Genomic DNA, 24,026 nt, shown 5'->3' on the forward strand with positions numbered 1-24,026 from the left:
CCCTTTCATGGCACAGCGAGGGGCGCGTGCCGACACCCGAGTATAACGGTCGACGAGGCCCGCCTCCATTCGGGGCGGGCCTCGACGACAGGCGGATGCTACGCGCCGACGTGCTTCTTGAACCTGACGATGCTCGAGAACTCCTCGATGTCGAGGCTCGCGCCGCCGACGAGCGCGCCGTCGACGTTCGGCTCGCGCATGAACGCGGCGATGTTCGCGGCCTTCACCGAGCCCCCGTAGAGCACGCGGGTGGCCTGCGCCGCGTCGTCGCCGAGGACCTCGACGAGCACCGCGCGGAGCGCGGCCGCGACCTGTTCGGCCTGGGCGGGCGTCGCCGCCTGCCCCGAGCCGATCGCCCAGACGGGCTCGTACGCCACGACGATCTCCTTCGCGGCGTCGACGCCCTCGAGCGCCGCCCGAAGCTGCGCCACGGGCACGGCGCTCGCGCCGTGCGCCTCGAGATCCTCCGCCGTCTCGCCCACGCAGAGCACCGGCACGAGCCCGTGCTTCTGCGCCGCGAGCACCTTCGCGTTCACGATCTGATCGGTCTCGTGGTGGTACTGCCGACGTTCGGAGTGGCCGATGATGACGTACTTCGCGTCGAGCTTCGCGAGGAAGGCGCCCGAGATCTCGCCCGTGTAGGCCCCCGAGTCGTGTGCCGAGACGTCCTGACCGCCGTAGGCGATGGTCAGCGAGTCCGCGGACACGAGCGTCTGCACCGAGCGCAGGTCGGTGAACGGCGGGAACACCGCGACCTCGGCGTCGGCCGGGTCGTGCTTCGAGTCGGTCAGCGACCACGCCAGCTTCTGCACGAAGGCGATCGCCTGCAGGTGGTCGAGGTTCATCTTCCAGTTGCCCGCGATGAGCGGGGTGCGCTTCACTGCCATCCGAGGACCTCCAGTCCGGGGAGTTGCTTACCCTCGAGGAACTCGAGGCTCGCGCCACCGCCCGTCGAGATGTGTCCGAACGCGTCGTCGGAGAATCCGAGCTGACGCACGGCGGCGGCCGAATCGCCACCGCCGACCACACTGAGGCCGTCGACCTCGGTGAGTGCTTGTGCGACCTGGCGCGTGCCGTCGGCGAAGGGCGCGAGCTCGAACACGCCCATCGGGCCGTTCCAGAACACGGTCTTCGACCCACGGATGCGCTCCGCGAACGCGGCGGCCGTGTCGGGGCCGATGTCGAGGCCGAGCCCCGCGGCGCCGAACGGGGTGTCCTCGATGGCGTCGGCCGGCGCGACCTGATGCGGCGCGTCCGCGGCGAACCGCTCCGCGACGACCACGTCGGTGGGCAGCACGAGGTCGACGCCGCGCTCGTTCGCCTCGGCGAGATAGCCGCGCACCGTCTCGATCTGGTCGGCCTCGAGCAGGCTCGAGCCGACGCGATGGCCCTGGGCGGCGAGGAACGTGAACAGCATGCCGCCGCCGATCAGCAGCGCATCGACCCGCGGCAGCAGGTGCGCGATGACACCGAGCTTGTCGGAGACCTTCGATCCGCCGAGCACGACCGCGTACGGCCGCTCGGGCGACTCGGTCAGCCGATCGAGCACGTCCAGCTCGGCCGCGATGAGCAAGCCCGCCGCACTCGGCCGCAGCCGCTCGAGGTCGTAGACGCTCGCCTGCTTGCGGTGCACGACGCCGAAGCCGTCGGACACGACGGCGTCGGCGAACGCGGCGAGCTGCTCGGCGAACGCAGCGCGCTCGGCGTCGTCCTTCGCGGTCTCGCCGGGGTTGAACCGGAGGTTCTCGAGCACGAGCACCTCGCCGTCACCCAGCGCCTCGACCTTGCCCGAGGCATCCGCCCCGACCGTGTCGGTCGCGAAGGCGACCGGCGCATCGAGCAGCTCACCGAGTCGCGTCGCGACCGGCGCAAGGCTGTACTTCGGGTCGGGCGAACCCTCGGGGCGGCCGAGGTGGGAGACGACGATGACGCGGGCGCCCTGCCCGGTCAGTGTCTCGAGCGTGGGCACCGAGGCGCGCACCCGGCCGTCGTCCGTGATGACCCCGTCCTGGAGCGGAACATTGAGGTCGCATCGGACTACGACGCGCTTGCCGGCGAGGGGACCGAGGGAGTCGATCGTTCGCAGGGTCACGGCGCTCAGAGCCGCTCGGCGACGTACTCGGTCAGGTCGACGAGCCGGTTGGAGTAGCCCCACTCGTTGTCGTACCAGCTCGAGAGCTTCACCTGGTCGCCGATCACGCGCGTGAGACCGGCGTCGAAGATCGACGAGTGCGGGTCGGTCACGATGTCGCTCGAGACGATGGGGTCCTCGGTGTACTTGAGGATGCCCTTCATGGGCCCCTCGGCGGCCGCCTTGTACGCGGCCTTGATCTCGTCGACCGTGACCGGGCGGGACGCCGTGACCGTGAGGTCGGTGATCGAGCCGGTGGGGATCGGCACGCGCAGCGCGAAGCCGTCGAGCTTGCCGACGAGCTCGGGCATGACGAGGCCGATGGCCTTCGCGGCACCGGTCGAGGTCGGCACGATGTTGATCGCGGCGGCGCGGGCCCGGCGGAGGTCCTTGTGCGGGCCGTCCTGGAGGTTCTGGTCTGCGGTGTAGGCGTGCACCGTCGTCATCAGGCCTCGCTCGATGCCGAAGGCGTCGTTGAACACCTTGGCGAGCGGCGCGAGGCAGTTCGTCGTGCACGAGGCGTTCGAGATGATGTGGTGCTTCTCGGGGTCGTACGAGCTCTCGTTCACGCCCATGACGAAGGTCGCGTCCTCGTCGGTCGCCGGGGCCGAGATGAGCACCTTCTTCGCGCCCGCCTCGAGGTGCTTGCGCGCGTCGCCTGCCTTGGTGAAGAACCCCGTGGACTCGATGACGATGTCGACGCCGAGCTCGCCCCAGGGCAGGTTCGCGGGGTCGCGCTCCGCGAACGCCTTGATGGCCTTGCCGTCGACGATCAGGTTCTCGTCGTCGTAGTCGACGGTCGCGTCGAGACGCCCGGTGATCGAGTCGTACTTGAGCAGGTGTGCGAGCGTCTTGTTGTCGGTGAGGTCGTTCACCGCCACGATCTCGAGGTCGGCGCCCTGGGCGAGGGCGGCCCGGAAGTAGTTACGGCCGATCCGGCCGAAGCCGTTGATACCGATCTTTACGGACACGAGGTCTCCTGAATGACATGCGCGAATGCGCGGATTTCCGTGGTGCCGGACGACGGTGTCCCCGGACGGGCCCGGGGACACCATCCGGCTTACGACAGTAGCAGCAGGCCCGAAGTCTTCTCGCGGGCCACCTCGAAGCGCCGCTGGACGTCCGCCCAGTTCGCGATGTTCCAGAACGCCTTCACGTAATCGGCGCGGACGTTCTGATAGTCGAGGTAGTAGGCGTGCTCCCACACGTCGAGCATGAGGAGCGGCACGACGCCGGCCGGCAGGTTCGCCTGCTGGTCGAAGAACTGCAGCACGATGAGCCGGGCGCCGATCGAGTCCCACGCGAGGACCGCCCAGCCCGAGCCCTGCACGCCGAGCGCGGTCGCCGTGAAGTGGGCCTGGAACGCGTCGAACGAACCGAACTGGTCGTCGATCGCCGCGGCGAGCTCACCGGTCGGCTTGTCGCCTCCGTCCGGCGAGAGGTTCGTCCAGAAGACCGAGTGGTTGACGTGGCCGCCGAGGTTGAACGCGAGGTCCTTCTCGAGCTTGTTGACGTTCGCGAGGTTGCCGGACTCGCGGGCTTCGGCGAGCTGCGTGAGCGCGGTGTTCGCGCCCGTCACATACGCCTGGTGGTGCTTCGAGTGGTGCAGCTCCATGATGCGGCCGCTGATCGACGGCTCGAGGGCCGCGTAATCGTACGGAAGGTCGGGCAGGGTGTAGTCGGCCATTGCTTCTCCTTGTCAGATGCCGCGCTCGGCGCGTCTGGCCGGGAACGGCGGCTCGTCCGAGTCTATGCCTCTGTACCGATCGGCCGCCCGGGGTTGCGTCGCACGGGCGTCATACGTCGTGTGCAGCCGGGTCAGGTCACACGTCGTCGAAGTCGGCGGGCAGACTGGCCTCGGTGCCGGGGACGCCGAGTTCGGCGGCGCGCTTGTCGGCCATCGCGAGCAGTCGCCGGATGCGGCCGGCGACGGCGTCTTTCGTCATGGGCGGGTCGGCGTGGTGACCGAGCTCGTCGAGGCTGGCCTCACGGTGCGCGAGCCGCAGCCGGCCGGCGTACTTGAGGTGGTCGGGGATGTCGTCGCCGAGCAGCTCCATCGCGCGTTCGACGCGAGCGCACGCGGCGACCGCGGCCTGGGCGGAACGGCGGAGGTTCGCGTCGTCGAAGTTCACGAGGCGGTTGGCCGTGGCGCGCACCTCGCGGCGCTGGCGCAGCTCCTCCCAGTTGCGCACCGTGTCCCCGGCGCCCATGAGCGCGAGCATCGAGCTGATCGCCTCGCCGTCGCGGATGACGACCCGGTGCACACCGCGCACCTCGCGCGCCTTGGCGGCGACGCCGAGGCGCCCCGCCGCACCCACGAGCGCCATGGCGGCCTCGTTGCCCGGGCAGGTGATCTCGAGCGCGGCCGAGCGGCCCGGGTCGGTCAGGCTGCCCTGCGCCAGGAACGCGCCTCGCCACACCGCGGCGACCTCGTCGCGCGAGCCGGTCGTGAGCCGGTTCGGGAGGCCGCGCACCGGGCGCCGGCGCGCGTCGAGCAGCCCCGTCTGCCTGGCGAGGGTCTCTCCCCCGTCGAGCACCCGCACGAGGTACTGGTTCTGCCTGCGGATCCCGGAGGCCGCGATGACCGAGACGTCGGGCCGGACTCCGTAGAGCTCGCCGAGCGCCCGGGTGACGCGCTTGGCCACGGTCGCCGAGTCGAGCTCGGCCTCGATGGCGATGCGATTCGAGATGAGATGCAGTCCGCCCGCGAACCGCAGGATCGACGCCAGCTCCGCCGCCCGTACGCTCGTCTTCGAGACCTCGACCCGTGCGAGCTCTTCCTTCACATCGGCGGTCAATGCCACGTCTTCACTCCATCTGTTCGCGTCGTGCGGGCCGGCCTCATGGGCGAGCGCTGGTCGCCGCGGATCATTCGCGGCCCAGGTCGCGGTCTTTCACCGCGACGGCGACACCGGGCATCTGCTCGAGACGCTTGGCGAGCTCCCGGACCAGGGCGACGGAACGGTGCTTGCCCCCCGTGCAGCCGATCGCGATCGTCGCGTGGCGTTTGTTCTCGCGCTGATAGCCGGCCACGACCGGTTCGAGCGCCGCGGCGTACATGTCGAGGAACTCGCGCGCACCGTTCTGCCCGAGCACGTACTCGGAGACGGCCGCGTCGGTGCCGGTGAGCGGTCGCAGGTCGGGCACCCAGAACGGGTTCGGCAGGAACCGGGCGTCGGCGACGAGATCGGCGTCGGGCGGAAGCCCGTACTTGAAGCCGAAGCTCACCACCGTGACTCGCAGGCCCGCCGCGTCGCTCTCGGCGAACGCCTCGGTCACCCGGTTGGCCAGCTGGTGGATGTTCAGGTCCGAGGTGTCGATGAGGATGTCGCTCATCTCGCGCACGGCCGCGAGCCGGCGGCGTTCGGCGGCGATGCCGTCGAGGATCGTGCCGTCCTCCTGGAGCGGATGCGGTCGCCGCACCGATTCGAACCGGCGCACGAGTGCCGCATCGGTCGCATCGAGGAAGACGACCCGGACGTTCACCCCCGTGCGGAGCGCGAGGACGATGTCGTGGAACTCGGTGAAGAAGTCGCCGCCGCGGACGTCGACGACCGCCGCGATGCGCGGCAGCGAGGCCCCGGCGCGCTCCACGAGTTCGACGAGCGGGCGCAGCATCTGCGGCGGCAGGTTGTCGACCACGTACCAGCCGAGATCTTCGAGTGCGTTCGCGACGGTCGAGCGGCCGGCTCCGGACATGCCGGTGACGATGAGCATCTCTTGACGCTCGGACTCATCGCCCATCGGCTGATGCCCCTTCTTCGGTTCCCTGCCTCCACCCTACCTGGGCGTGGGCGCCGCATCGCCCCGCAGCGTCGCGCTGATGGTGCTCGCGAGGGTCGGCCCGATGCCCTTGACGTCGGCGATCTCGGCCTCGCTCGCGGTCTTCAAGCGCGCGACCGAGCCGAAGTGCCGCAGCAGCTGTTTGACCCGAGACGGACCGAGCCCCGGGATCTCGGAGAGCACGGTGCCGATGTCGCGCTTGCGCCGCTGCCGCTGATGCGTGATCGCGAACCGGTGTGCCTCGTCGCGAATCCGCTGGAAGAGGAACAGCGCGTCCGAGTTGCGCGGCAGGATGACCGGGAAATCAGAGTCTGGAGTCCAGATCTCTTCGAGGCGCTTCGCGATGCCGCAGAGTGCGATGCCCGGCACGCCCGATTCGCGCAGCGCGCGTGCGGCGGCCTCGACCTGGGGTTGGCCGCCGTCGACGACGAGCAGGTTCGGGCGATATGCGAACTTCTTGCGCTTCGGGGAGATCGCCGGCTCAGCGTCGGGGTCGCCGGATGCCTCGGCCGGGAGCTCCCCCGAGGCCTCCGCTCGATCGTCGCCACCGGCCAGATAGGCGAGCCGGCGCGTGAGCACCTGATGGATCGAGTCGGTGTCGTCGGTCGACGCGGGGATGCTGAATCGCCGGTACTCGTCTTTGCGGGGCAGCCCGTCTTCGAAGACCACCATCGACGCGACGATGTTCGTACCGGAGAGATGCGACACGTCGAAACACTCGATGCGCAGCGGGGCATCCGCCATGCCCAGCGCCTCCTGGATGTCTTCGAGGGCGCGCGACCTCGTCGTGAAGTCGGCGCTGCGCCGGGTCTTGTAGAGCATCAGCGACTGCTTCGCGTTCTGCGTGGCCGTCTCGAGCAGGGCCGCCTTCTCGCCGCGCTTGGCGGCGCGTACCCGGACACGTCGCCCCGCGACCCCGCCCAGCCAGCCTTCCAGCGCGGCCGCGTCGTCGGGCAGCTCGGGGACGACCACCTCACCGGGCGGGAGGATGTCTTCGGCGTACGCATTCTGCAGGACCGAGTCGACCAGGTCGCCGAGGGGCACGTCCAGCTCTTTGTCGACCGTCCAGGAGCGGACACCGCGGATGCGGCCGCCTCGCACGATGAACAGCTGCACGGCTGCGGCGAGCTCGTCGTGATCGATGCCGAACACGTCGAGGTCGGCCGTCTCGGAGAGCACGACCGCGCTCTTCTCGAAGAACTGGTTCGCAGCCTGCAGCTCGTCGCGGCGTCGCGCGGCGGTCTCGTAGTCCTGTGCCGCGGCCGCCCGCTGCATCGCGCGGGTGAGCTCGTCGACGATGCGGCGGTCCTGATTCTGCATGAACGCCACGAACCGGTCGACGTTGGCGCGGTGCTCCTCGATCGTCGCCCGCCCCGAGCAGGGTCCGAAACACCGGCCGATCTGGCCCGCGAAGCACGGCTTGCCGGTGGCCATCGCGCGCCGGTAGTCGCTGTCTTTGCAGGTGCGGATCGGAAACAGCTTGAGCAACAGGTCGAGCGTCTCATTGACCGCCCAGACCTTCGGGTACGGGCCGAAATACCGTGCGCCGGGGATGCCGCGCCTGCGCGTGACGATCGCCCGCGGCGCCTCGTCGGCGAGCGTGACCGCGAGGTACGGGTACGACTTGTCGTCGCGGTACTTGACGTTGAAGGGCGGCTCGAACTCCTTGATCCACGTGTACTCGAGCTGCAGCGCCTCGACATCGTTGCCCACGACGGTCCACTCGACCGAGGCGGCCGTGAGCACCATGCGCCGCGTGCGCTCGTGCAGGGTCCGGAGCGGGGCGAAGTAGTTCGAGAGCCGCGCGCGCAGATTCTTCGCCTTACCGACGTAGAGCACCCGCCGGTCGGCGTCACGGAATCGGTAGACGCCCGGGGAGGTGGGGATCTCCCCCGCCTTCGGGCGCCAGGGCACCGTGCTGTTCATCGCCTCAGCTGGCGACCTCGGCGCGCTCGTGCGCGTCGAAGATCTCACGGAGGAAGTAGCCGGTGTGGCTGTCATGGTTGCCGGCGACCTGCTCGGGCGTGCCCGTCGCCACGATCTGCCCGCCGCCCGACCCGCCCTCGGGCCCGAGGTCGATGATCCAGTCGGCGGACTTGATCACGTCGAGATTGTGTTCGATCACGATGACCGTGTTGCCCTTCTCGACGAGCTTGCCGAGGACCTTCAGCAACTTCCGGACGTCTTCGAAGTGCAGACCCGTGGTCGGCTCGTCGAGCACGTACACACTGCGCCCGTTCGAGCGGCGCTGCAATTCGGTCGCGAGCTTCACGCGCTGCGCCTCGCCGCCGGAGAGCGTGGTCGCGCTCTGCCCGAGCTGCACATAGCCGAGGCCGACGTCGACCAGCGTCTTGAGGTAGCGGTGGATGGCGGAGATCGGTTCGAAGAACTCGGCGGCCTCGCTGATCGGCATCTCGAGCACCTCGGCGATGTTCTTGCCCTTGTAGTGCACCTGCAGCGTCTCGCGGTTGTATCGCTTGCCGCCGCACACCTCGCACGCCACGTAGACGTCGGGGAGGAAGTTCATCTCGATCTTGATGGTGCCGTCGCCGGAGCACGCCTCGCAGCGACCACCCTTGACGTTGAAGCTGAACCGCCCGGGGAGGTAGCCGCGCGCCTTCGCCTCCGTCGTCTCCGAGAACAGCGTCCGGATGCGATCGAAGACGCCGGTGTACGTGGCGGGGTTCGATCGCGGGGTGCGGCCGATCGGGGCCTGGTCGACGTGGACGACCTTGTCGAGTTGCTCGAGGCCGGTCACCCGGCGGTGCTTGCCCGGCACCTTGCGGGCCCCGTTGAGCTTGTTCGCGAGCACCTTGTACAGGATGTCGTTCACGAGTGAGGACTTGCCCGACCCCGAGACGCCGGTCACCGCGGTGAACGTGCCGAGCGGGAAGGTGGCGTCGACCTTCCGAAGGTTGTTCGCCTCGGCGCCCTCGACCGTGATGACCCGCTCGGGATCGACGGGGCGCCGGTGCGACGGGATCGTGAGCATCTTCCGGCCGGAGAGGTAGTCGCCGGTGAGCGACTTCGTGTTCTTCAGCAGATCGTCGTAGGAGCCCGAGTGCACGACGGTGCCGCCGTTCACCCCCGCGCCTGGACCGATGTCGACGATCCAGTCGGCGGTGCGGATGGTGTCTTCGTCGTGCTCGACCACGATCAGCGTGTTGCCCAGATCGCGCAGCGCCACGAGGGTGTCGATCAGTCGGCGGTTGTCCCGCTGGTGCAGGCCGATGCTCGGCTCGTCGAGCACGTAGAGGACGCCGGTCAGACCCGACCCGATCTGGGTCGCGAGCCGGATGCGCTGGGCCTCGCCGCCCGAGAGCGTGCCCGCCGCGCGGGCGAGATCGAGGTAGCTCAACCCGACGCGGATCAGGAAGTCGAGCCGGACCTTGATCTCGCGGAGCACCTGCGCCGCGATCGTCTGCTCGCGCTCGCTGAGGTGCAGCCGGTCCATGAACGAGCGGGCATCGCTGAGGCTCAGCAGGCCCACGTCGGCGATGCTCTGGTCGTGGATGAGCACCGAGAGCACCTCGGGCTTCAGCCGCTTGCCGTCGCACACCGGGCAGGGCACCTCGCGCAGGTACTCGGCCCAGCGTGCGCGCTGCACGTCGGTCTCGGCCTGCACGTACTGCCGCTCGATGTAGGGCACCACGCCCTCGAAGCCCGACGTGTAGCTCATCTCACGCCCGTACCGGTTGCGCCACTTCACGCGGACCTCGAAGTTGTCGCCGCGGAGCACCGCGTGCCGCGCGGACTCGTCGAGCTGCTCCCACGGGGTGCTGAGCTTGAAGCCGAGATCGCTTGCGAGCCCCTTCAGCAGCTTCTCGTAGTAGTTGTACAGGCTCTTGCCCTGCGAGGTCCACGGCAGGATGACGCCATCGGCGATGCTCAGCGACGGGTCGCCGAGCAACAGGTCTTCGTCGACCGACATGCGCGTGCCGAGCCCCGAGCACTCGGGGCAGGCGCCGAAGGGCGCGTTGAAGGAGAACGTGCGCGGCTCGATCTCGGTGAGCTGGATCGGGTGCTGATTGGGGCAGGACAGCTTCTCGGAATAGGTCTGCCACGCCTCGTCGCCCTCGAGATCGACGTAGTTGATCTGCACGACCCCATCGGTCAGGCGGAGCGCCGTCTCAAGGGAGTCGGTCAGCCGGCCGAGGATGTCGGGCGAGGCCACGAGCCGGTCGATGACGACGGAGATGTCGTGCTTGATCTGCTTCTTCAGCTTCGGCGGCTCATCGAGCCGGATGACCTCGCCGTCGACGACCGCACGCGTGTAGCCCTGCGAGGCCAGATCGCGGAACAGGTCGACGAACTCGCCCTTCTTCTTCGACACGACCGGGCTCAGCACCTGGAACCGGGTGCCGTCGCTGAGTTCCATGAGCTGGTCGGCGATCTGCTGCACCGTCTGCTTCTGGATTCGCTCGCCGCAGACCGGGCAGTGGGGCACGCCGATGCGCGCCCACAGCAGACGCATGTAGTCGTAGATCTCGGTGATCGTACCCACCGTCGAGCGCGGGTTGCGGTTGGTCGACTTCTGGTCGATCGAGACCGCCGGGCTCAGACCCTCGATGAAGTCGACGTCGGGCCGGTCGACCTGCCCGAGGAACTGCCGGGCGTACGCGGAGAGCGACTCCACGTATCGTCGCTGCCCCTCGGCGAAGATCGTGTCGAACGCCAACGACGACTTGCCCGAGCCGGACAGCCCGGTGAACACGACCATCGCGTCGCGCGGCACCTCGACATCGACGTTGTGCAGATTGTGCACGCGGGCACCGCGGACACTCAGGCGCGAATGGGCATCGAGACGTGAAACTGGCACCTCAGAAGTCTAAATACGACCACCGACACGGCCGACCGGATCGCACGTGCTCTCAGCGAACATACGTTCGAATCCCAGGCTCTCGCGTCGCTAGCCCAGGTGACCGGCCTTCTCCATCTGCCGCAGCTCGCGCTTGAGCTCGGACACCTCATCGCGAAGCCGCGCCGCCAGCTCGAACTTGAGCTCGCCGGCCGCCTGCAGCATCTGCTCGTTGAGGTCGCGGATCAACTCTTCGAGCTCGTTGCCGCCTGCTGCGGCGATGCCGGCGCGCTTCCCGCCCGGCACCGGCGCCTTCTGCTTGGCGTTCCGGCCGGCGAGCAGGGCGGCCGTGTCCGCCTCTTCGCGCGCGAGCACGTCGGTGATGTCGGCGATGCGTTTGCGGAGCGGCTGCGGATCGATGCCGTTGACCCGGTTGTACTCGAGCTGCTTCTCGCGGCGCCGGGTCGTCTCCTCGATGGCGTTGTTCATCGAGTCGGTGAGCACGTCGGCGTACATGTGCACCTCACCGGAGACGTTTCGCGCCGCACGCCCGATGGTCTGGATGAGCGAGGTCGAGGACCGCAGGAAGCCCTCTTTGTCGGCGTCGAGGATCGCCACGAGCGACACCTCGGGCAGGTCGAGCCCCTCGCGGAGCAGGTTGATGCCGACCAGCACGTCGTACACACCCGCCCGCAGCTCGGTGAGCAGCTCGACGCGGCGCAGCGTGTCGACGTCGGAGTGCAGGTAGCGGACCCGGACCCCGGCCTCGGTGAGGAAGTCGGTGAGCTCTTCGGCCATGCGCTTGGTCAGCGTGGTCACGAGCACGCGCTCGTCGCGGTCGGCGCGGATGCGGATCTCTTCGAGCAGGTCGTCGATCTGCCCCTTGCTCGGCTTCACGACGATCTGCGGGTCGACGAGCCCGGTCGGGCGGATGATCTGCTCGACCACGCCATCGGCGATGCCCATCTCGTACCGACCCGGCGTCGCGGAGAGGTAGACCGCCTGACCGATGCGGTTCTTGAACTCATCCCACTTCAGCGGCCGGTTGTCGAGCGCGCTCGGCAGCCGGAACCCGTGTTCCACGAGCGTGCGCTTGCGCGACGAGTCGCCCTCGTACATCGCGCCGATCTGCGGCACCGTGACGTGCGACTCGTCGATCACGATGAGGAAGTCATCGGGGAAGTAGTCGAGGAGGCAGTGCGGCGGCTCCCCCGCCGATCGGCCGTCGATGTGCCGCGAATAGTTCTCGATGCCCGAGCAGAAGCCGATCTGCTCCATCATCTCGAGGTCGAACGTCGTACGCATGCGCAGGCGCTGGGCTTCGAGCAGCTTGCCCTCGCGCTCGAGCTCGACGAGCCGCTCGTCGAGCTCGTCGCGGATCGTGCCGATCGCGCGCTGCATGACGTCGGTGCTCGCGACGTAATGCGACCCGGGGAACACCGGCACCGCATCGAGCTTCGCCACGACCTCACCGGTGAGCGGGTGCAGGCTGTACAGCCCCTCGATCTCGTCGCCGAACATCTCGATGCGGATCGCGAGCTCTTCGTACACCGGGATGATCTCGATCGTGTCGCCGCGCACCCGGAAGGTGCCGCGCGAGAAGTCCACGTCGTTGCGCTGGTACTGCATGGACACGAACTTGCGGATCAACCAATCACGATCGACGCGCTGGCCGACCTGCAGCGGCATCATGGCCGCCAGATACTCGACCGGCGCACCGAGCCCGTAGATGCACGAGACCGTCGAGACCACGACCACATCGCGCCGGCTCAGCAGCGAGTTCGTCGTCGAGTGGCGCAGCCGCTCGACCTCGGCGTTGATCGACGAGTCCTTCTCGATGAAGGTGTCGGTCTGCGGCACGTACGCCTCAGGCTGGTAGTAGTCGTAGTACGAGACGAAGTACTCGACCGCATTGTTCGGCATGAGCTCGCGGAACTCATTGGTCAGCTGCGCCGCGAGCGTCTTGTTGTGCGCGAGCACGAGCGTCGGCCGCTGCACCTGCTCGATGAGCCAGGCGGTCGTCGCGGACTTGCCGGTACCGGTCGCACCGAGCAGCACCACATCGGTCTCACCCGCGTTGATACGGCCGGCGAGCTCGGCGATCGCCGCCGGCTGATCGCCGCTCGGCTGGTACTCGCTGACCACCTCGAACGGGCGGACGGAACGCGTGGACTGCATGCGACCAAGTCTATGGAGCCCCACCGACACGTCGGCCGGGGTTCGCTGAGAGCGACCGCGGCCGAGGCATCCGCCCGCTAGGAACCCGCGAGGCGAGCCCGACGCTCGTCGCCGATCCGCGCCCAGAGCGCGTCGGTCTGACTCATGGTGTGCGCGAGCGAGCCCGACGTGTCGATGACCACGTCGGCGATCTTCCGGCGCTCCTCGTCGTCGATCTGCGAGTCGACGCGTGCCTCCGCGTGGATGGGGTCCATGCCTCGCTCCTCCACCAGGCGCTTGACCTGCTGTTTGCGTCCCGCGCTCGTCACGACGATCAGGTCGAACGGATGATCGACGGATGCCTCGACGAGGAGCGGCACGTCATAGACCACGACCGCGTCGGGGTCGTCGCGCTCGGCGTCCGCGATGACCCGCTTCGACAGTTCCCGCACGGCGGGGTGCACAATCGCGTTGAGCTTCGCGCGGGCGGCGTCGTCATGGAACACGAGCTCGCCCAGCTTCGCCCGGTCGAGCGAGCCGTCTGCGCGCAGCACGCCGGGCCCGAAGGTGTCGACGATCGCCTGCAACGCCGGCTTGCCCGGCTCGACCACCCGGCGGGCGAGCTGGTCGGCGTCGATGTGGACCGCGCCGTGCTCGTAGAGCCGCCGCGCCACCGTGGATTTGCCGGACGCGATGCCGCCGGTGAGCCCGATCAGATACACGCCATCAGCCTACTCACCGGCTCCGATCGGGTTCGAGCAGCCGGGCTCGCCGAAGCGGTTCGTGTCGGAAGTCGAGAAGTGGGTTGGAGTCCCGGAGAAGGCGCCTTCCTCCACACTTTCCGGCTTCCCACACACCTTCGACCTCGACGGCGGCACGGGCCGGAACGGCGGAAGGCCGGCCCCGATGGGGCCGGCCTTCCGTGTATCGCGGTGCGATCAGTTGCTGCTGGAGAGCTTCTCGCGCAGCGCCGCGAGCGACGCGTCGTCGGCGAGGGTGCCGCTGCCGGCCGTCTCGCTCGAGTACGAGGCCGAGCCTGAGCCGCCTGCGGGGGCGCCGAACGACTCGTCCGCCTGGGCGGCGAGCGTCGCGGCGACCTGCTTCTTGTGCGCCTCCCAGCGAGCCTGAGCGGCAGCGTACTGCTGCTCCCACTCTTCGCGCTGGGAGTCGAAGCCCTCGCGCCACTCGTTGGTCTCGGAGTCGAAGCCCTCGGGGAACTTGTAGTTGCCCTGCTCGTCGTACTCCGTGAGCATGCCGTAGAGCGCCGGGTCGAACTCGGTGCCCTCGGGGTCGACGCCCTCGTTCGCCTGCTTCAGCGAGAGCGAGATGCGGCGACGCTCGAGGTCGATGTCGATGACCTTGACGAAAACCTCTTCGCCGACCGAGACGACCTGCTCGGCGAGCTCGACGTGCTTGGCCGAGAGCTCCGAGATGTGCACGAGGCCCTCGATGCCGTCGGCCACGCGGACGAACGCACCGAACGGCACGAGCTTCGTGACCTTGCCCGGCGCGACCTGACCGATCGCGTGCGTGCGGGCGAAGACCTGCCACGGGTCTTCCTGCGTCGCCTTGAGTGACAGCGAGACGCGCTCGCGGTCGAGCTCGACGGAGAGCACCTCGACGGTGACCTCCTGGCCGACCTCGACGACCTCGCTGGCGTGCTCGATGTGCTTCCACGACAGCTCGGAGACGTGCACGAGGCCGTCCACACCGCCGAGGTCGACGAACGCACCGAAGTTGACGATCGACGAGATGACACCCTTGCGGATCTGGCCCGGGTGCAGGTTCGCGAGGAAGGTCGAACGCGACTCGGACTGCGTCTGCTCGAGCAGCGCGCGGCGCGAGAGCACGACGTTGTTGCGGTTCTTGTCGAGCTCGAGGATCTTCGCCTCGATCTCCTGGCCGAGGTACGGCGTGAGGTCGCGCACGCGGCGGAGCTCGATGAGCGACGCCGGGAGGAAGCCGCGGAGGCCGATGTCGACGATGAGGCCGCCCTTGACGACCTCGATGACCGAACCGGTCACGACGCCGTCGGACTCCTTGATCTTCTCCACGTCGCCCCACGCGCGCTCGTACTGCGCACGCTTCTTGGACAGGATCAGACGGCCCTCTTTGTCCTCCTTCTGGAGAACGAGCGCCTCGACGGTGTCGCCGACCTCGACGACCTCGCTGGGGTCGACGTCGTGCTTGATGGAAAGTTCGCGGGAGGGGATCACACCCTCGGTCTTGTAACCGACGTCGAGGAGGACCTCGTCACGGTCGATCTTGACAACGGTGCCTTCGATGAGGTCGCCGTCGTTGAAGAACTTGAGCGTCTTCTCGACCGCGGCGAGGAAATCGTCAGCAGATCCGATGTCATTGATCGCGACCTGCTTGGGCGCCTTGGTCGTTACGGTGGTCATGTAGTGGTTGCTCCGAAAGGACAGAATCAGGCCCATCGCCAGGTCGAGCAAGGTTGTGGTTCCGCGATGGGCATGCGGACATGGATGTCACAAATGTGACGTTCAATCCTAACGGACCCAGACGTGCGGCGGCAACCACCCGCCGGCCGCACCGCAGCAGGTCAGCCGAGCACCGCGGTGCGGAGGGTGTCGAGCCGCACACCCCCGAGGTCGAGTGCGCGCTTGTGGAACGCCCGGACGTCGAACGATGCGCCCTCTCGGCGCCGGGTCTCCTCGCGAAGCTGCTCCCAGATGCGCTGCCCCACCTTGTACGACGGCGCCTGACCCGGCCATCCCAGGTACCGGTTGACCTCGAAGCGCACGAACTCCTCAGGCATGTTCACGTTGCCGAGCATGAACTCGAGCGCGTACTCCCCCGTCCACGCACCCGCTCCGTCGGGGCGCTGCTTCCCGAGGTGGACGCCGATGTCGAGGACGACCCGCGCGGCGCGCATGCGCTGACCGTCGAGCATGCCGAGCCGATCGGCCGGATCGTCCAGATACCCGAGTTCCGCCATGAGCCGTTCGGCGTAGAGCGCCCAGCCCTCGGCATGACCCGACGTGCCGGCGAGCTGTCGGCGCCAGGTGTTGAGCGTCCGGCGGTTGACGACCGCCTGGCCGATCTGCAGATGGTGGCCGGGCACCCCCTCGTGGTACACGGTCGTGAGCTCACGCCACGTGTCGAACTCGGTGACACCCTCCGGCACCGACCACCACATCCGACCGGGCCGTGAGAAGTCGTCGGTCGGGCCGGTGTAGTAGATGCCGCCCTCCTGCGTCGGCGCGATGCGGCACTCGAGCGTGCGGATCTCGGCCGGGATGTCGAACTGCGTGGCGCCGAGCTCGGCCACGGCGCGATCGCTGGTCTCCTGCATCCAGCGCTGCAGGGCGTCGGTGCCGTGCAGCTTGCGAGCCGGGTCGGCTTCGAGATGGGCGACGGCTTCGGCGACGGATGCCCCGGGCAGGATCTCGTTCGCGATGGACTCCTGCTCGGCGACCATGCGGGCGAGCTCTTCGACGCCCCAGTCGTAGGTCTCGTCGAGGTCGACGATCGCACCGAGGAAATGCTGCGAGCGCAGCGCGTACAGGTCACGACCCACCGCGTCGGCGGTGTCCGCGTGCGGCGCGAGCTCGGTCTCGAGGAACTCGGCGAGCCCCTCGTACGCGCCCGCGGCTCGCGCGGCCGCTTCCTCGAGAGTCGTCGCGAGCGAGGCCGGAAGCGCGCCGCCGGACGCCGCCGCGCCACCCGTCGCGGCCCCGGCCGCGGCTGCGCCACCCGTCGCGGCCCCGGCCGCGAACCTGGCGAAGAACCCGTCGGGCTGCGCATAGCGGCGTGCCTGCACGGCGACCTCGCGGACCTGGCGGATCGCGGGGACGATCCCGCGCTCCGCGCCCGCGCGCAGCGTCGCGGCGTAGCCGCCGAGCGCGGCGGGCAGCTCGGCGAGCCTCGTGGCGATGCGCTCCCAGTCGTCGACCGTCTCGGTCGCCATGAGATCGAACACCTCGCGCAGCTCCTGCGCCGGGCTCGCGATGACGTTCAGGTCGCGCAGGTGCAGGCCCGCCTCATGCTCGGCGATCGCGAGCTCCAGCTCGCTGCCGAGGTCGGCGGCGGTGACGCGGTCGACCGCATCCAGGGGCGTTGCCTCACGGAGCGCGGCCAGCGTGTCGCGGGCGGCCTGCACCGCGCGTCCGTGCCCATCGGGCGAGAGATCGGGGAGCCGCGTGTCGGCCTCACGACGGCCGATGTACGTCCCCGTCGTCGGCGACAGCTCGACGAGCGTGTCGACCCACCCTTCGGCGATGCGGTCGATGCCGGTCGGAGTGCGCGTCTCAGCGTCCATGCGGTCCATGCGATCCACCCTATGGTCGGCAGCTCGCGCGAGAGGACACCTTTCGTGGACCGCCAGTCGTGTGAGGACGACAATCGTGTGCATCCCAGCCCGAAGATGAACGAATGTCGTCCTCACACGTCGAGGCGTCGACGAATGTCGTCCTCACGCCGGGCGGGACCGGCGCGCGGGCGGGGCGGCGGTGGCCGGGCGGGGTGCCGGGGCCCCCGGGGGGGGTGCCGGGGGCCGGGGTCCGGGGGGTGCCGGGGCCCGGGGGTCTCGACTCTAGTGCGCCGCGTCGTCCCAGCTCGCACCGCGGCCGATCTGCACGTCGAGCGGGACAAGCAGGTCGGCCGCGCGCGCCATGCGATCGCGGACGATCTCGGCGACCTGATCGGACTCGCCGGGCGCGACCTCGAAGATGAGCTCGTCGTGGACCTGCATGAGCATGCGCGAGCGCAGCCCCGCTTGGGTGAGCGCCCGCTCGGTGCTCACCATCGCGAGCTTGATCAGGTCGGCGGCCGAGCCCTGGATCGGCGAGTTGAGCGCGGCACGCTCGGCGTTCTCGCGCAGCACCCGGTTCGGGCTGTTCAGGTCGGGGAACGGCCGGCGACGGCCGAAGATCGTCTCGGTGAAGCCGTCGACCTTGGCCTGCTCGACCACGCCGCGCAGGTAGTCGCGCACCGCACCGAACCGCTCGAAGTAGTCCTTCATGAGCTGGGTCGCCTCGGCACGGTCGATGCGCAGCTGCTTCGACAGGCCGAACGCGCTGAGGCCGTACGCGAGGCCGTAGGACATGGCCTTCACCTTCGTCCGCATGATCGGCGTGACGTCTTCGGGTGCGACCGAGAAGACGCGGGCGCCGACGAACCGGTGCAGATCTTCGCCGGCGTTGAACGCCTCGATGAGCGCGGGGTCGCCGGACAGGTGCGCCATGATCCGCATCTCGATCTGCGAGTAGTCGGCCGTCAGGAGTTCGGCGTACTCGGGCGCATTGCGGAACGCCTCGCGGATGCGACGACCGTCTTCGGTACGGATCGGGATGTTCTGCAGGTTCGGGTCATTGCTCGACATGCGCCCGGTCGCCGCACCGACCTGCCCGTAGGTGGTGTGGATGCGCCCGTCAGAGCCGATCGCCTTGTCGAGGGCATCGACGATCTGGCGGAGCTTCGTCGCGTCGCGGTGCTCGAGCAGGAGCCCGAGGAAGGGATGCGGACTCGACTCCTGCAGGTCGGCCAGCGCGCTGGCGTCGGTCGAGTACCCGGTCTTGGTGGCGCGTGTCTTCGGCATGCCGAGCTGTTCGAAGAGCACCTCCTGCAGTTGCTTCGGCGACCCGAGGTTCACCTCGCGCCCGATCTCGGCGAACGCCGAGGCGGCCAAGGCCGCCGCTCGCTCGCCCAGTTCCGACGAGAGCTCGGCCAGACGCTCGTGCGACACGGCGACGCCACGCAGCTCCATGGCGGCGAGGACCGGCACGAGCGGCATCTCGATGTCGGCGAGGACGCGTCGCGTGCCATCGCTCATCGCCGCGAGCACGGCTGGCGCGAGGCGCACGCTGTACCACGCGAACTCCGGGACGCCTGCACCCTCGCCGTCGACGGCGAGCAGCTGCGACGGGTCCGTTTCGGCGACCGACTCGCCCAGGTACCGCTGCACCAGGTCGGCGAGGGTCTTCTCCTGCAGGTTCGGCCGGAGCAGCCAGCCCGCGACGAGCGGGTCGACGACGAGACCGTCGAAGGGCAGCCCCGAGCGGGAGAGCGCCTTGAGCTGACCCTTGGCGTCGGTCACGATCTTCGGCGCGTCGCTCGCGAGCCACGCCTCGAACGGCGCGAGCTCGGCGTCGCCGGCGCGCCACTGCACGTCGAGCGTCTCGGACTTCGTCGCGACGCCGGCACCGATGACCTTCCCGTCGAGCACGTCGAGGTGCAGGCCGAGGCCGGCCGGCTCGGCGGCGACGGCACGTGCGAGCCAGGCCTCGAGCTCCACGCCGACGACTCGCGCCGGCTTCGGCGTCTCGGGCGCGGGCTCGGTGCCGAGGATCTCGAGCGGTGGCGTGGGCGTCGCGAGCTGCCCGGTCGTGGAGCCGGTCTGCACGAGCTTGGTGAGCCGGTCCATGAGCGTGCGGAACTCGAGCCTCGTGAACATCTCGCGCACGGCCTCGAGGTCGAACGGCTTCGACTCGAGGGCGTCGAGCTCGACCTCCACCGGGGCGTCGCACACGAGCCGGTTGAGCCGTCGATTGCGCTCGGCGTGCTCGCGCTCGCGGCGCAGGTTCTCGCCCACGACGCCCTTGATCTCGTCGGCGTGCGCGAGGATGCCCTCGAGGTCGCCGTAGAGTCCGAGCCACTTCACCGCGGTCTTCTCGCCGACCTTGGTGATGCCGGGCAGGTTGTCGCTCGTCTCGCCGACGAGCGCGGCCACGTCGGGGTACTGCTCGGGCCGGATGCCGTAGCGCTCGACCACGGCGGCCGGGTCGTAGCGCTTCAGCTGCGAGACGCCCTGCGTGTTCGGGTAGAGCAGCGTGACGTCGTCGTTGACCAGCTGGATGACGTCACGGTCGCCCGACACGAGCAGCACGCGATACCCGTCGGCCACGCCGCGGGTCGCGAGCGTCGCGAGGATGTCGTCGGCCTCGTAGTCGTCGAGCTCGAGCACCGTGATGCCCATGGTCTTGAGGGTCTCTTGCAGGAGGGGCACCTGGCCCTTGAACTCCGGGGGCGTCTCGCCGCGGTTGCCCTTGTACTCCTCGTACTCGCGCGTGCGGAACGACACCCGTGACTTGTCGAACGCGACCGCGATGTGCGTGGGCTTCTCGTTCTGCAGCAGGATGAGCAGCATCGACAGGAAGCCGTGGATGGCGTTCGTGTGCTGCCCGTCACGGGTACTGAAACTGTCGACGGGGAGGGCGTAGAACGCCCGGAACGCGAGCGAGTGCCCATCGATGACGAGGAGGGTGGGCTTCTGGGGGTCCGACACCACAACAGCCTACAAGCGCCCTCCGACAGCACACGACGGGACCGCACAGGCGGTCGCACCGACGGCCCACCAACGACGGATGCCGCGGCGAATCACTCGCCGCGGCATCCGTTCTTGGTCGTGTCTAGGGGTTACTTCTTGGCCGAGAGCTGCTCGATGATGGCCTGGGACACGTCGCGCATCGTGAGCCGGCGGTCCATGGAGGCCTTCTGGATCCAGCGGAACGCCTCGGGCTCGGACAGGCCCATCTTCTCGTTGAGGAGCCCCTTGGCCCGGTCGACGAGCTTGCGGGTCTCGAACCGCTCGACGAGGTCGCCGACCTCGGCCTCGAGGGCGATGATCTGCGCGTGCCTGGCCAGCGCGATCTCGATCGCGGGCAGCAGGTCGTTCGGCGTGAACGGCTTCACGACGTAGGCGAGGGCACCGGCCTCGCTCGCGCGCTCGACGAGCTCTTTCTGGCTGAACGCGGTCAGCAGGACGACGGGCGCGATATGACCCTTCGAGAGCCGCTCGGCGGCCGAGATGCCGTCGAGCTGGGGCATCTTCACGTCCATGATCACGAGGTCTGGGCGTAGCTCGGTCGCGAGGGCGACGGCGGTCTCACCGTCTCCGGCCTCGCCGACGACCTCGTACCCGTTGTCCCGGAGGATCTCCACGATGTCGAGGCGGATGAGTGACTCATCCTCGGCCACGACGACGCGCCGGGGCGCCGTCTGGGGTGCTTCGCTGTCTGTCACGACTGAAAGCCTACGGTATTCTGACGTGGCCCCCTGGCCGGTGTGGCGGAATGGCAGACGCGGAGCACTCAAAATGCTTTGCCCGAAAGGGCGTGTGGGTTCGACCCCCACCACCGGCACCACAGCACACGACGAACGGCCCGGCCGGCGGGATCAGAGATCCTGCCGGCCGGGCCGTTCGTGTACGGGGTGTCAGAGCACATCGCCGACGCGGTGCACGCGCACGTCGTTGGTCGTGCCGGGGATTCCGGGGGGCGAACCCGAGATGATGACGACGGTCTCGCCCTCGACGGCGCGGCCCGACTTCACGATGACCTCGTCGACCTGACCGACCATCTGGTCGGTGTGCGTCACCCGGTCGACCACGAAGGACTCGACGCCCCAGAACAGCGACATGCGGCGCCGGATCGCGGGGTCGGGCGTGAACGCCAGGATCGGGATGGGGCTGCGCAGCCGGGACATCCGTCGCACCGACTCGCCCGACTCGGTGAACACGCAGAGATACTTGGCGCTCACGAAGTCCGCGATGTCGACCGCCGCAGCGGTGATCGCCCCCGACTGGGTGCGCGGGCGCGTGCCGAGCTTCGGCACGCGCTCGAGCCCGTGCTGCTCGGTGGACTCGACGATGCGGGCCATGGTCTTCACCGTGACGACGGGGTACTCCCCCACGCTCGTCTCGCCCGACAGCATGACCGCGTCGGTGCCGTCGAGCACCGCGTTCGCGACGTCGGAGGTCTCGGCACGGGTGGGCACCGGACTGTGGATCATCGACTCGAGCATCTGCGTGGCCACGATGACGGGCTTCGCGAGCCGACGCGCGATCTCGACCGCCTTCTTCTGCACGATCGGCACGGCTTCGAGCGGCAGCTCGACACCGAGGTCGCCACGGGCGACCATGATGGCGTCGAAGGCCTCGATGATCTCCTCGAGGTGATCGACCGCCTGCGGCTTCTCGATCTTGGCGACGACCGGTACGCGCCGGCCGACCTCGTCCATGATCTCGTGCACTCGCGTGATGTCGGCGGCGTTCCGGACGAACGAGAGCGCGATGAGGTCGGCGCCCAGCTCGAGCCCCCACCGCAGGTCGGCCTCGTCCTTCTCGGAGAGCGCCGGCACGTTGACCGCGACGCCCGGGAGGTTGATGCCCTTGTTGTTCGACACCGGGCCGGCGACGACGACCCTCGTGGTCACGACGGTTCCGTCGGTCTCGACGACCTCGACTCGAACCTTGCCGTCGTCGATGAGCAGTGGGTCGCCGGGCTTCACGTCGCCGGGCAGCCCCTTGAACGTGGTGCCGACGATCTCCTTGTTGCCGACGATCTCTTCCGTGGTGATCTTGAAGATGTCACCCTCGGCCAGCTCGTACGGCCCGCCCTCGAACTTGCCCAGCCGGATCTTCGGCCCCTGGAGGTCGACGAGCACGGCGATCGCCCGGCCGGAGTCGCTCGCGGCCTTCCGCACGTTCTGGTAGACGCCCTCGTGGACCTCGTAGCTGCCGTGGCTGAGGTTCATGCGTGCAACGTCGACACCCGCATCGATGATCGCGCGGATCTGGTCATAGCTCGACGTCGCCGGGCCGAGGGTTGCGACGATTTTCGCTCGTCTCATGTCGTGGTGTGCTCCCAGATGGTTCGCGCGGAACCCGCGCAGGTCGGTGGTCGGAATGGACGCCCGATGGCGTTGGGGGGTCAGACGGCGAATGCCCGGTCACTTGCGCGGACCGGACTCGGAAGCCGCGTCCCGCCTTCAAGGTACCGGTCGACGGCCGAAGCCGCAGCCCGGCCTTCGGCGATCGCCCAGACGATGAGCGACTGCCCGCGGCCGGCGTCGCCGGCCACGAACACGCCGGGCGTGCTCGTCGCATAGGCGTCGTCGCGCTCGATGTTGCCGCGGCCCGTCACCGACAGGCTGAGCTGCTCATCGAGCTCGGCGGTCTCGGGCCCGGTGAAGCCGAGCGCGAGCAGCACGAGGTCCGCGGGGATCTCGCGCTCGGTGCCCGCCTTCGGCACGCGCCTTCCGTCGAGGTACTCGGTCTCGGCCACACGGATCGCGCGCACCTCGCCGGCGTCGTTGCGCAGGAACTCGACGGTGGACGCGAGGTACTCGCGCGTGCCGCCCTCCTCATGCGCGGACTGCACCTCGAACAGCGTCGGATGCATCGGCCAGGGCTGATCCGTGGACCGGACCTCGCCCGGCTGCTTGCCGATCGCGAGGTTCGTGACGGTCAGCGCGCCCTGACGGTGCGCGGTGCCGATGCAGTCGGCACCGGTGTCGCCACCGCCGAGGACCACGACATGCTTGCCCTCGGCCGTGATCTGGTCGAACACGTCGTCGCCGGCCACCGCTCGGTTCGACTGCGTGAGGTACTCCATGGCGAAGTGCACGCCGGGCAGGTCGCGCCCGGGGATCGGCAGGTCGCGGGGCACGATCGCGCCCGTGGCGATGACCACCGCGTCATACCGCTCGCGCAGCTGAGCCCAGGTGATGTCCACGCCGATATTGACGCCGGCCCGGAACCGGGTGCCCTCGGCCGTCATCTGCGCGAGGCGCAGATCGATGTGCTTCTTCTCCATCTTGAAGTCGGGGATCCCGTACCGGAGCAGGCCGCCGATGCGGTCATCGCGTTCGAACACGGCGACGGTGTGTCCGGCACGCGTGAGCTGCTGCGCGGCCGCGAGGCCCGCGGGACCCGAGCCGACGACCGCGACGGTCTTGCCCGTGAGCCGTCCGGGCGGCTGAGGCTCCACCCAGCCGTTGCCGAACGCCTGGTCGATGATGGAGACCTCGACCTGCTTGATTGTCACGGCGGGCTGATTGATGCTCAGCACGCACGCCGACTCGCACGGCGCCGGGCAGAGCCGGCCCGTGAACTCGGGGAAGTTGTTGGTCGCGTGGAGCCGCTCGATCGCCGCGCGGCCTTCGCCGCGCCACGTGAGGTCGTTCCACTCGGGGATGAGGTTGCCGAGCGGGCAGCCCTGATGGCAGAACGGCACGCCGCAGTCCATGCAGCGGCCAGCCTGCCGGCGGAGCACGGCGGAGTCGCCCGGCTCGTAGACCTCTTTCCAGTCCATGATGCGCACCGGAACGGGCCGCCGCTTCGGCAGCTCACGCTCGGTGACCTTCAAGAAGCCCTTCGGGTCAGCCATTCGCCACCTCCATGCCGTTCACGAGCTC

General features: G+C 69.0%; 16 protein-coding genes and 1 tRNA gene. 1 reads left to right on the forward strand and 16 read right to left on the reverse strand.

What is annotated here, in order from left to right:
* Nucleotides 1-98: 98 nt before the first annotated feature.
* From tpiA to QU602_RS11470, 14 genes are all read right to left on the reverse strand, one after another.
* Entirely contained in the window at nt 99-887 is a 789-nt protein-coding gene (gene tpiA / locus QU602_RS11405) for a triose-phosphate isomerase (protein ID WP_308796575.1), read from the reverse strand.
* Nucleotides 878-2,092, reverse strand: a complete 1,215-nt coding sequence (locus QU602_RS11410) for a phosphoglycerate kinase (RefSeq protein ID WP_308796577.1) — start codon at nt 2,090-2,092, stop codon at nt 878-880. Before QU602_RS11410 ends, tpiA begins: the two co-directional genes overlap by 10 nt.
* Before the next feature lie 5 nt (nt 2,093-2,097).
* Nucleotides 2,098-3,102: a type I glyceraldehyde-3-phosphate dehydrogenase gene (gap, locus tag QU602_RS11415; RefSeq protein ID WP_308796579.1), complete on the reverse strand. Its 1,005-nt coding sequence runs from the start codon at nt 3,100-3,102 to the stop codon at nt 2,098-2,100.
* A gap of 89 nt (nt 3,103-3,191) precedes the next feature.
* A complete protein-coding gene (locus QU602_RS11420) occupies nt 3,192-3,818 on the reverse strand; it encodes a superoxide dismutase (RefSeq protein WP_308796580.1) in 627 nt (208 codons plus the stop codon).
* A 136-nt stretch (nt 3,819-3,954) separates the two neighbouring features.
* A complete protein-coding gene (gene whiA, locus QU602_RS11425) occupies nt 3,955-4,935 on the reverse strand; it encodes a DNA-binding protein WhiA (RefSeq protein WP_308796581.1) in 981 nt (326 codons plus the stop codon).
* Nucleotides 4,936-4,999: 64 nt separating this feature from the next.
* Nucleotides 5,000-5,875, reverse strand: coding sequence for an RNase adapter RapZ (rapZ, locus tag QU602_RS11430; protein ID WP_308796582.1), 876 nt, complete (start codon nt 5,873-5,875; stop codon nt 5,000-5,002).
* A gap of 36 nt (nt 5,876-5,911) precedes the next feature.
* The gene (gene uvrC, locus QU602_RS11435) at nt 5,912-7,840 is read right to left on the reverse strand and encodes an excinuclease ABC subunit UvrC (protein WP_308796583.1); all 1,929 of its coding nucleotides are present in this window, start codon (nt 7,838-7,840) and stop codon (nt 5,912-5,914) included.
* Between the two features lie 4 nt (nt 7,841-7,844).
* Nucleotides 7,845-10,733, reverse strand: coding sequence for an excinuclease ABC subunit UvrA (uvrA, locus tag QU602_RS11440; protein ID WP_308796584.1), 2,889 nt, complete (start codon nt 10,731-10,733; stop codon nt 7,845-7,847).
* 90 nt (nt 10,734-10,823) lie between these two features.
* Entirely contained in the window at nt 10,824-12,890 is a 2,067-nt protein-coding gene (gene uvrB, locus QU602_RS11445; protein ID WP_308796585.1) for an excinuclease ABC subunit UvrB, read from the reverse strand.
* A gap of 77 nt (nt 12,891-12,967) precedes the next feature.
* Nucleotides 12,968-13,591 (reverse strand): dephospho-CoA kinase, encoded by a 624-nt coding sequence (coaE, locus tag QU602_RS11450; protein ID WP_308796587.1) that lies wholly within the window; start codon nt 13,589-13,591, stop codon nt 12,968-12,970.
* 216 nt (nt 13,592-13,807) lie between these two features.
* The gene (gene rpsA / locus QU602_RS11455; protein WP_308796588.1) at nt 13,808-15,271 is read right to left on the reverse strand and encodes a 30S ribosomal protein S1; all 1,464 of its coding nucleotides are present in this window, start codon (nt 15,269-15,271) and stop codon (nt 13,808-13,810) included.
* A 161-nt stretch (nt 15,272-15,432) separates the two neighbouring features.
* Nucleotides 15,433-17,151 carry a DUF885 domain-containing protein gene (locus QU602_RS11460; RefSeq protein ID WP_308800155.1) on the reverse strand — a complete coding sequence of 573 codons (1,719 nt, stop codon included), beginning with the start codon at nt 17,149-17,151 and terminating at the stop codon, nt 15,433-15,435.
* A 273-nt stretch (nt 17,152-17,424) separates the two neighbouring features.
* Nucleotides 17,425-20,115: a DNA polymerase I gene (gene polA / locus QU602_RS11465; RefSeq protein ID WP_308796589.1), complete on the reverse strand. Its 2,691-nt coding sequence runs from the start codon at nt 20,113-20,115 to the stop codon at nt 17,425-17,427.
* A 131-nt stretch (nt 20,116-20,246) separates the two neighbouring features.
* Complete coding sequence (locus tag QU602_RS11470) at nt 20,247-20,852, reverse strand: ANTAR domain-containing response regulator (RefSeq protein ID WP_308796590.1); 606 nt, start codon at nt 20,850-20,852, stop codon at nt 20,247-20,249.
* Between the two features lie 36 nt (nt 20,853-20,888).
* Between QU602_RS11470 and QU602_RS11475 the strand changes: the two genes are divergently transcribed.
* Nucleotides 20,889-20,974: transfer RNA gene (locus QU602_RS11475), tRNA-Leu, on the forward strand.
* Between the two features lie 70 nt (nt 20,975-21,044).
* On the opposite strand, the gene pyk is transcribed toward QU602_RS11475, so the two are convergent.
* Together pyk and QU602_RS11485 are read right to left on the reverse strand one after the other, a co-directional pair.
* Nucleotides 21,045-22,460 carry a pyruvate kinase gene (gene pyk / locus QU602_RS11480; protein WP_308796591.1) on the reverse strand — a complete coding sequence of 472 codons (1,416 nt, stop codon included), beginning with the start codon at nt 22,458-22,460 and terminating at the stop codon, nt 21,045-21,047.
* 80 nt (nt 22,461-22,540) lie between these two features.
* On the reverse strand, nt 22,541-23,998 hold the full coding sequence (locus tag QU602_RS11485; protein WP_308796592.1) for a glutamate synthase subunit beta: 1,458 nt from the start codon (nt 23,996-23,998) through the stop codon (nt 22,541-22,543).
* Nucleotides 23,999-24,026: the final 28 nt, after the last annotated feature.

The sequence above is a fragment of the Agromyces protaetiae genome (assembly GCF_030866785.1).
GTDB classification, from domain to species: Bacteria; Actinomycetota; Actinomycetes; order Actinomycetales; family Microbacteriaceae; genus Agromyces; species Agromyces silvae.

Bases quoted from the DNA above. Each gene is read 5' to 3' on its own strand.
- QU602_RS11485 (WP_308796592.1), bottom strand. From the start codon at position 23,998: ATGGCTGACCCGAAGGGCTTCTTGAAGGTCACCGAGCGTGAGCTGCCG.
- rpsA (WP_308796588.1), bottom strand. From the start codon at position 15,271: ATGACCACCGTAACGACCAAGGCGCCCAAGCAGGTCGCGATCAATGAC.
- uvrB (WP_308796585.1), bottom strand. From the start codon at position 12,890: ATGCAGTCCACGCGTTCCGTCCGCCCGTTCGAGGTGGTCAGCGAGTAC.
- uvrC (WP_308796583.1), bottom strand. From the start codon at position 7,840: ATGAACAGCACGGTGCCCTGGCGCCCGAAGGCGGGGGAGATCCCCACC.
- QU602_RS11420 (WP_308796580.1), bottom strand. From the start codon at position 3,818: ATGGCCGACTACACCCTGCCCGACCTTCCGTACGATTACGCGGCCCTC.
- pyk (WP_308796591.1), bottom strand. From the start codon at position 22,460: ATGAGACGAGCGAAAATCGTCGCAACCCTCGGCCCGGCGACGTCGAGC.
- QU602_RS11460 (WP_308800155.1), bottom strand. From the start codon at position 17,151: ATGGACGCTGAGACGCGCACTCCGACCGGCATCGACCGCATCGCCGAA.
- rapZ (WP_308796582.1), bottom strand. From the start codon at position 5,875: ATGGGCGATGAGTCCGAGCGTCAAGAGATGCTCATCGTCACCGGCATG.
- tpiA (WP_308796575.1), bottom strand. From the start codon at position 887: ATGGCAGTGAAGCGCACCCCGCTCATCGCGGGCAACTGGAAGATGAAC.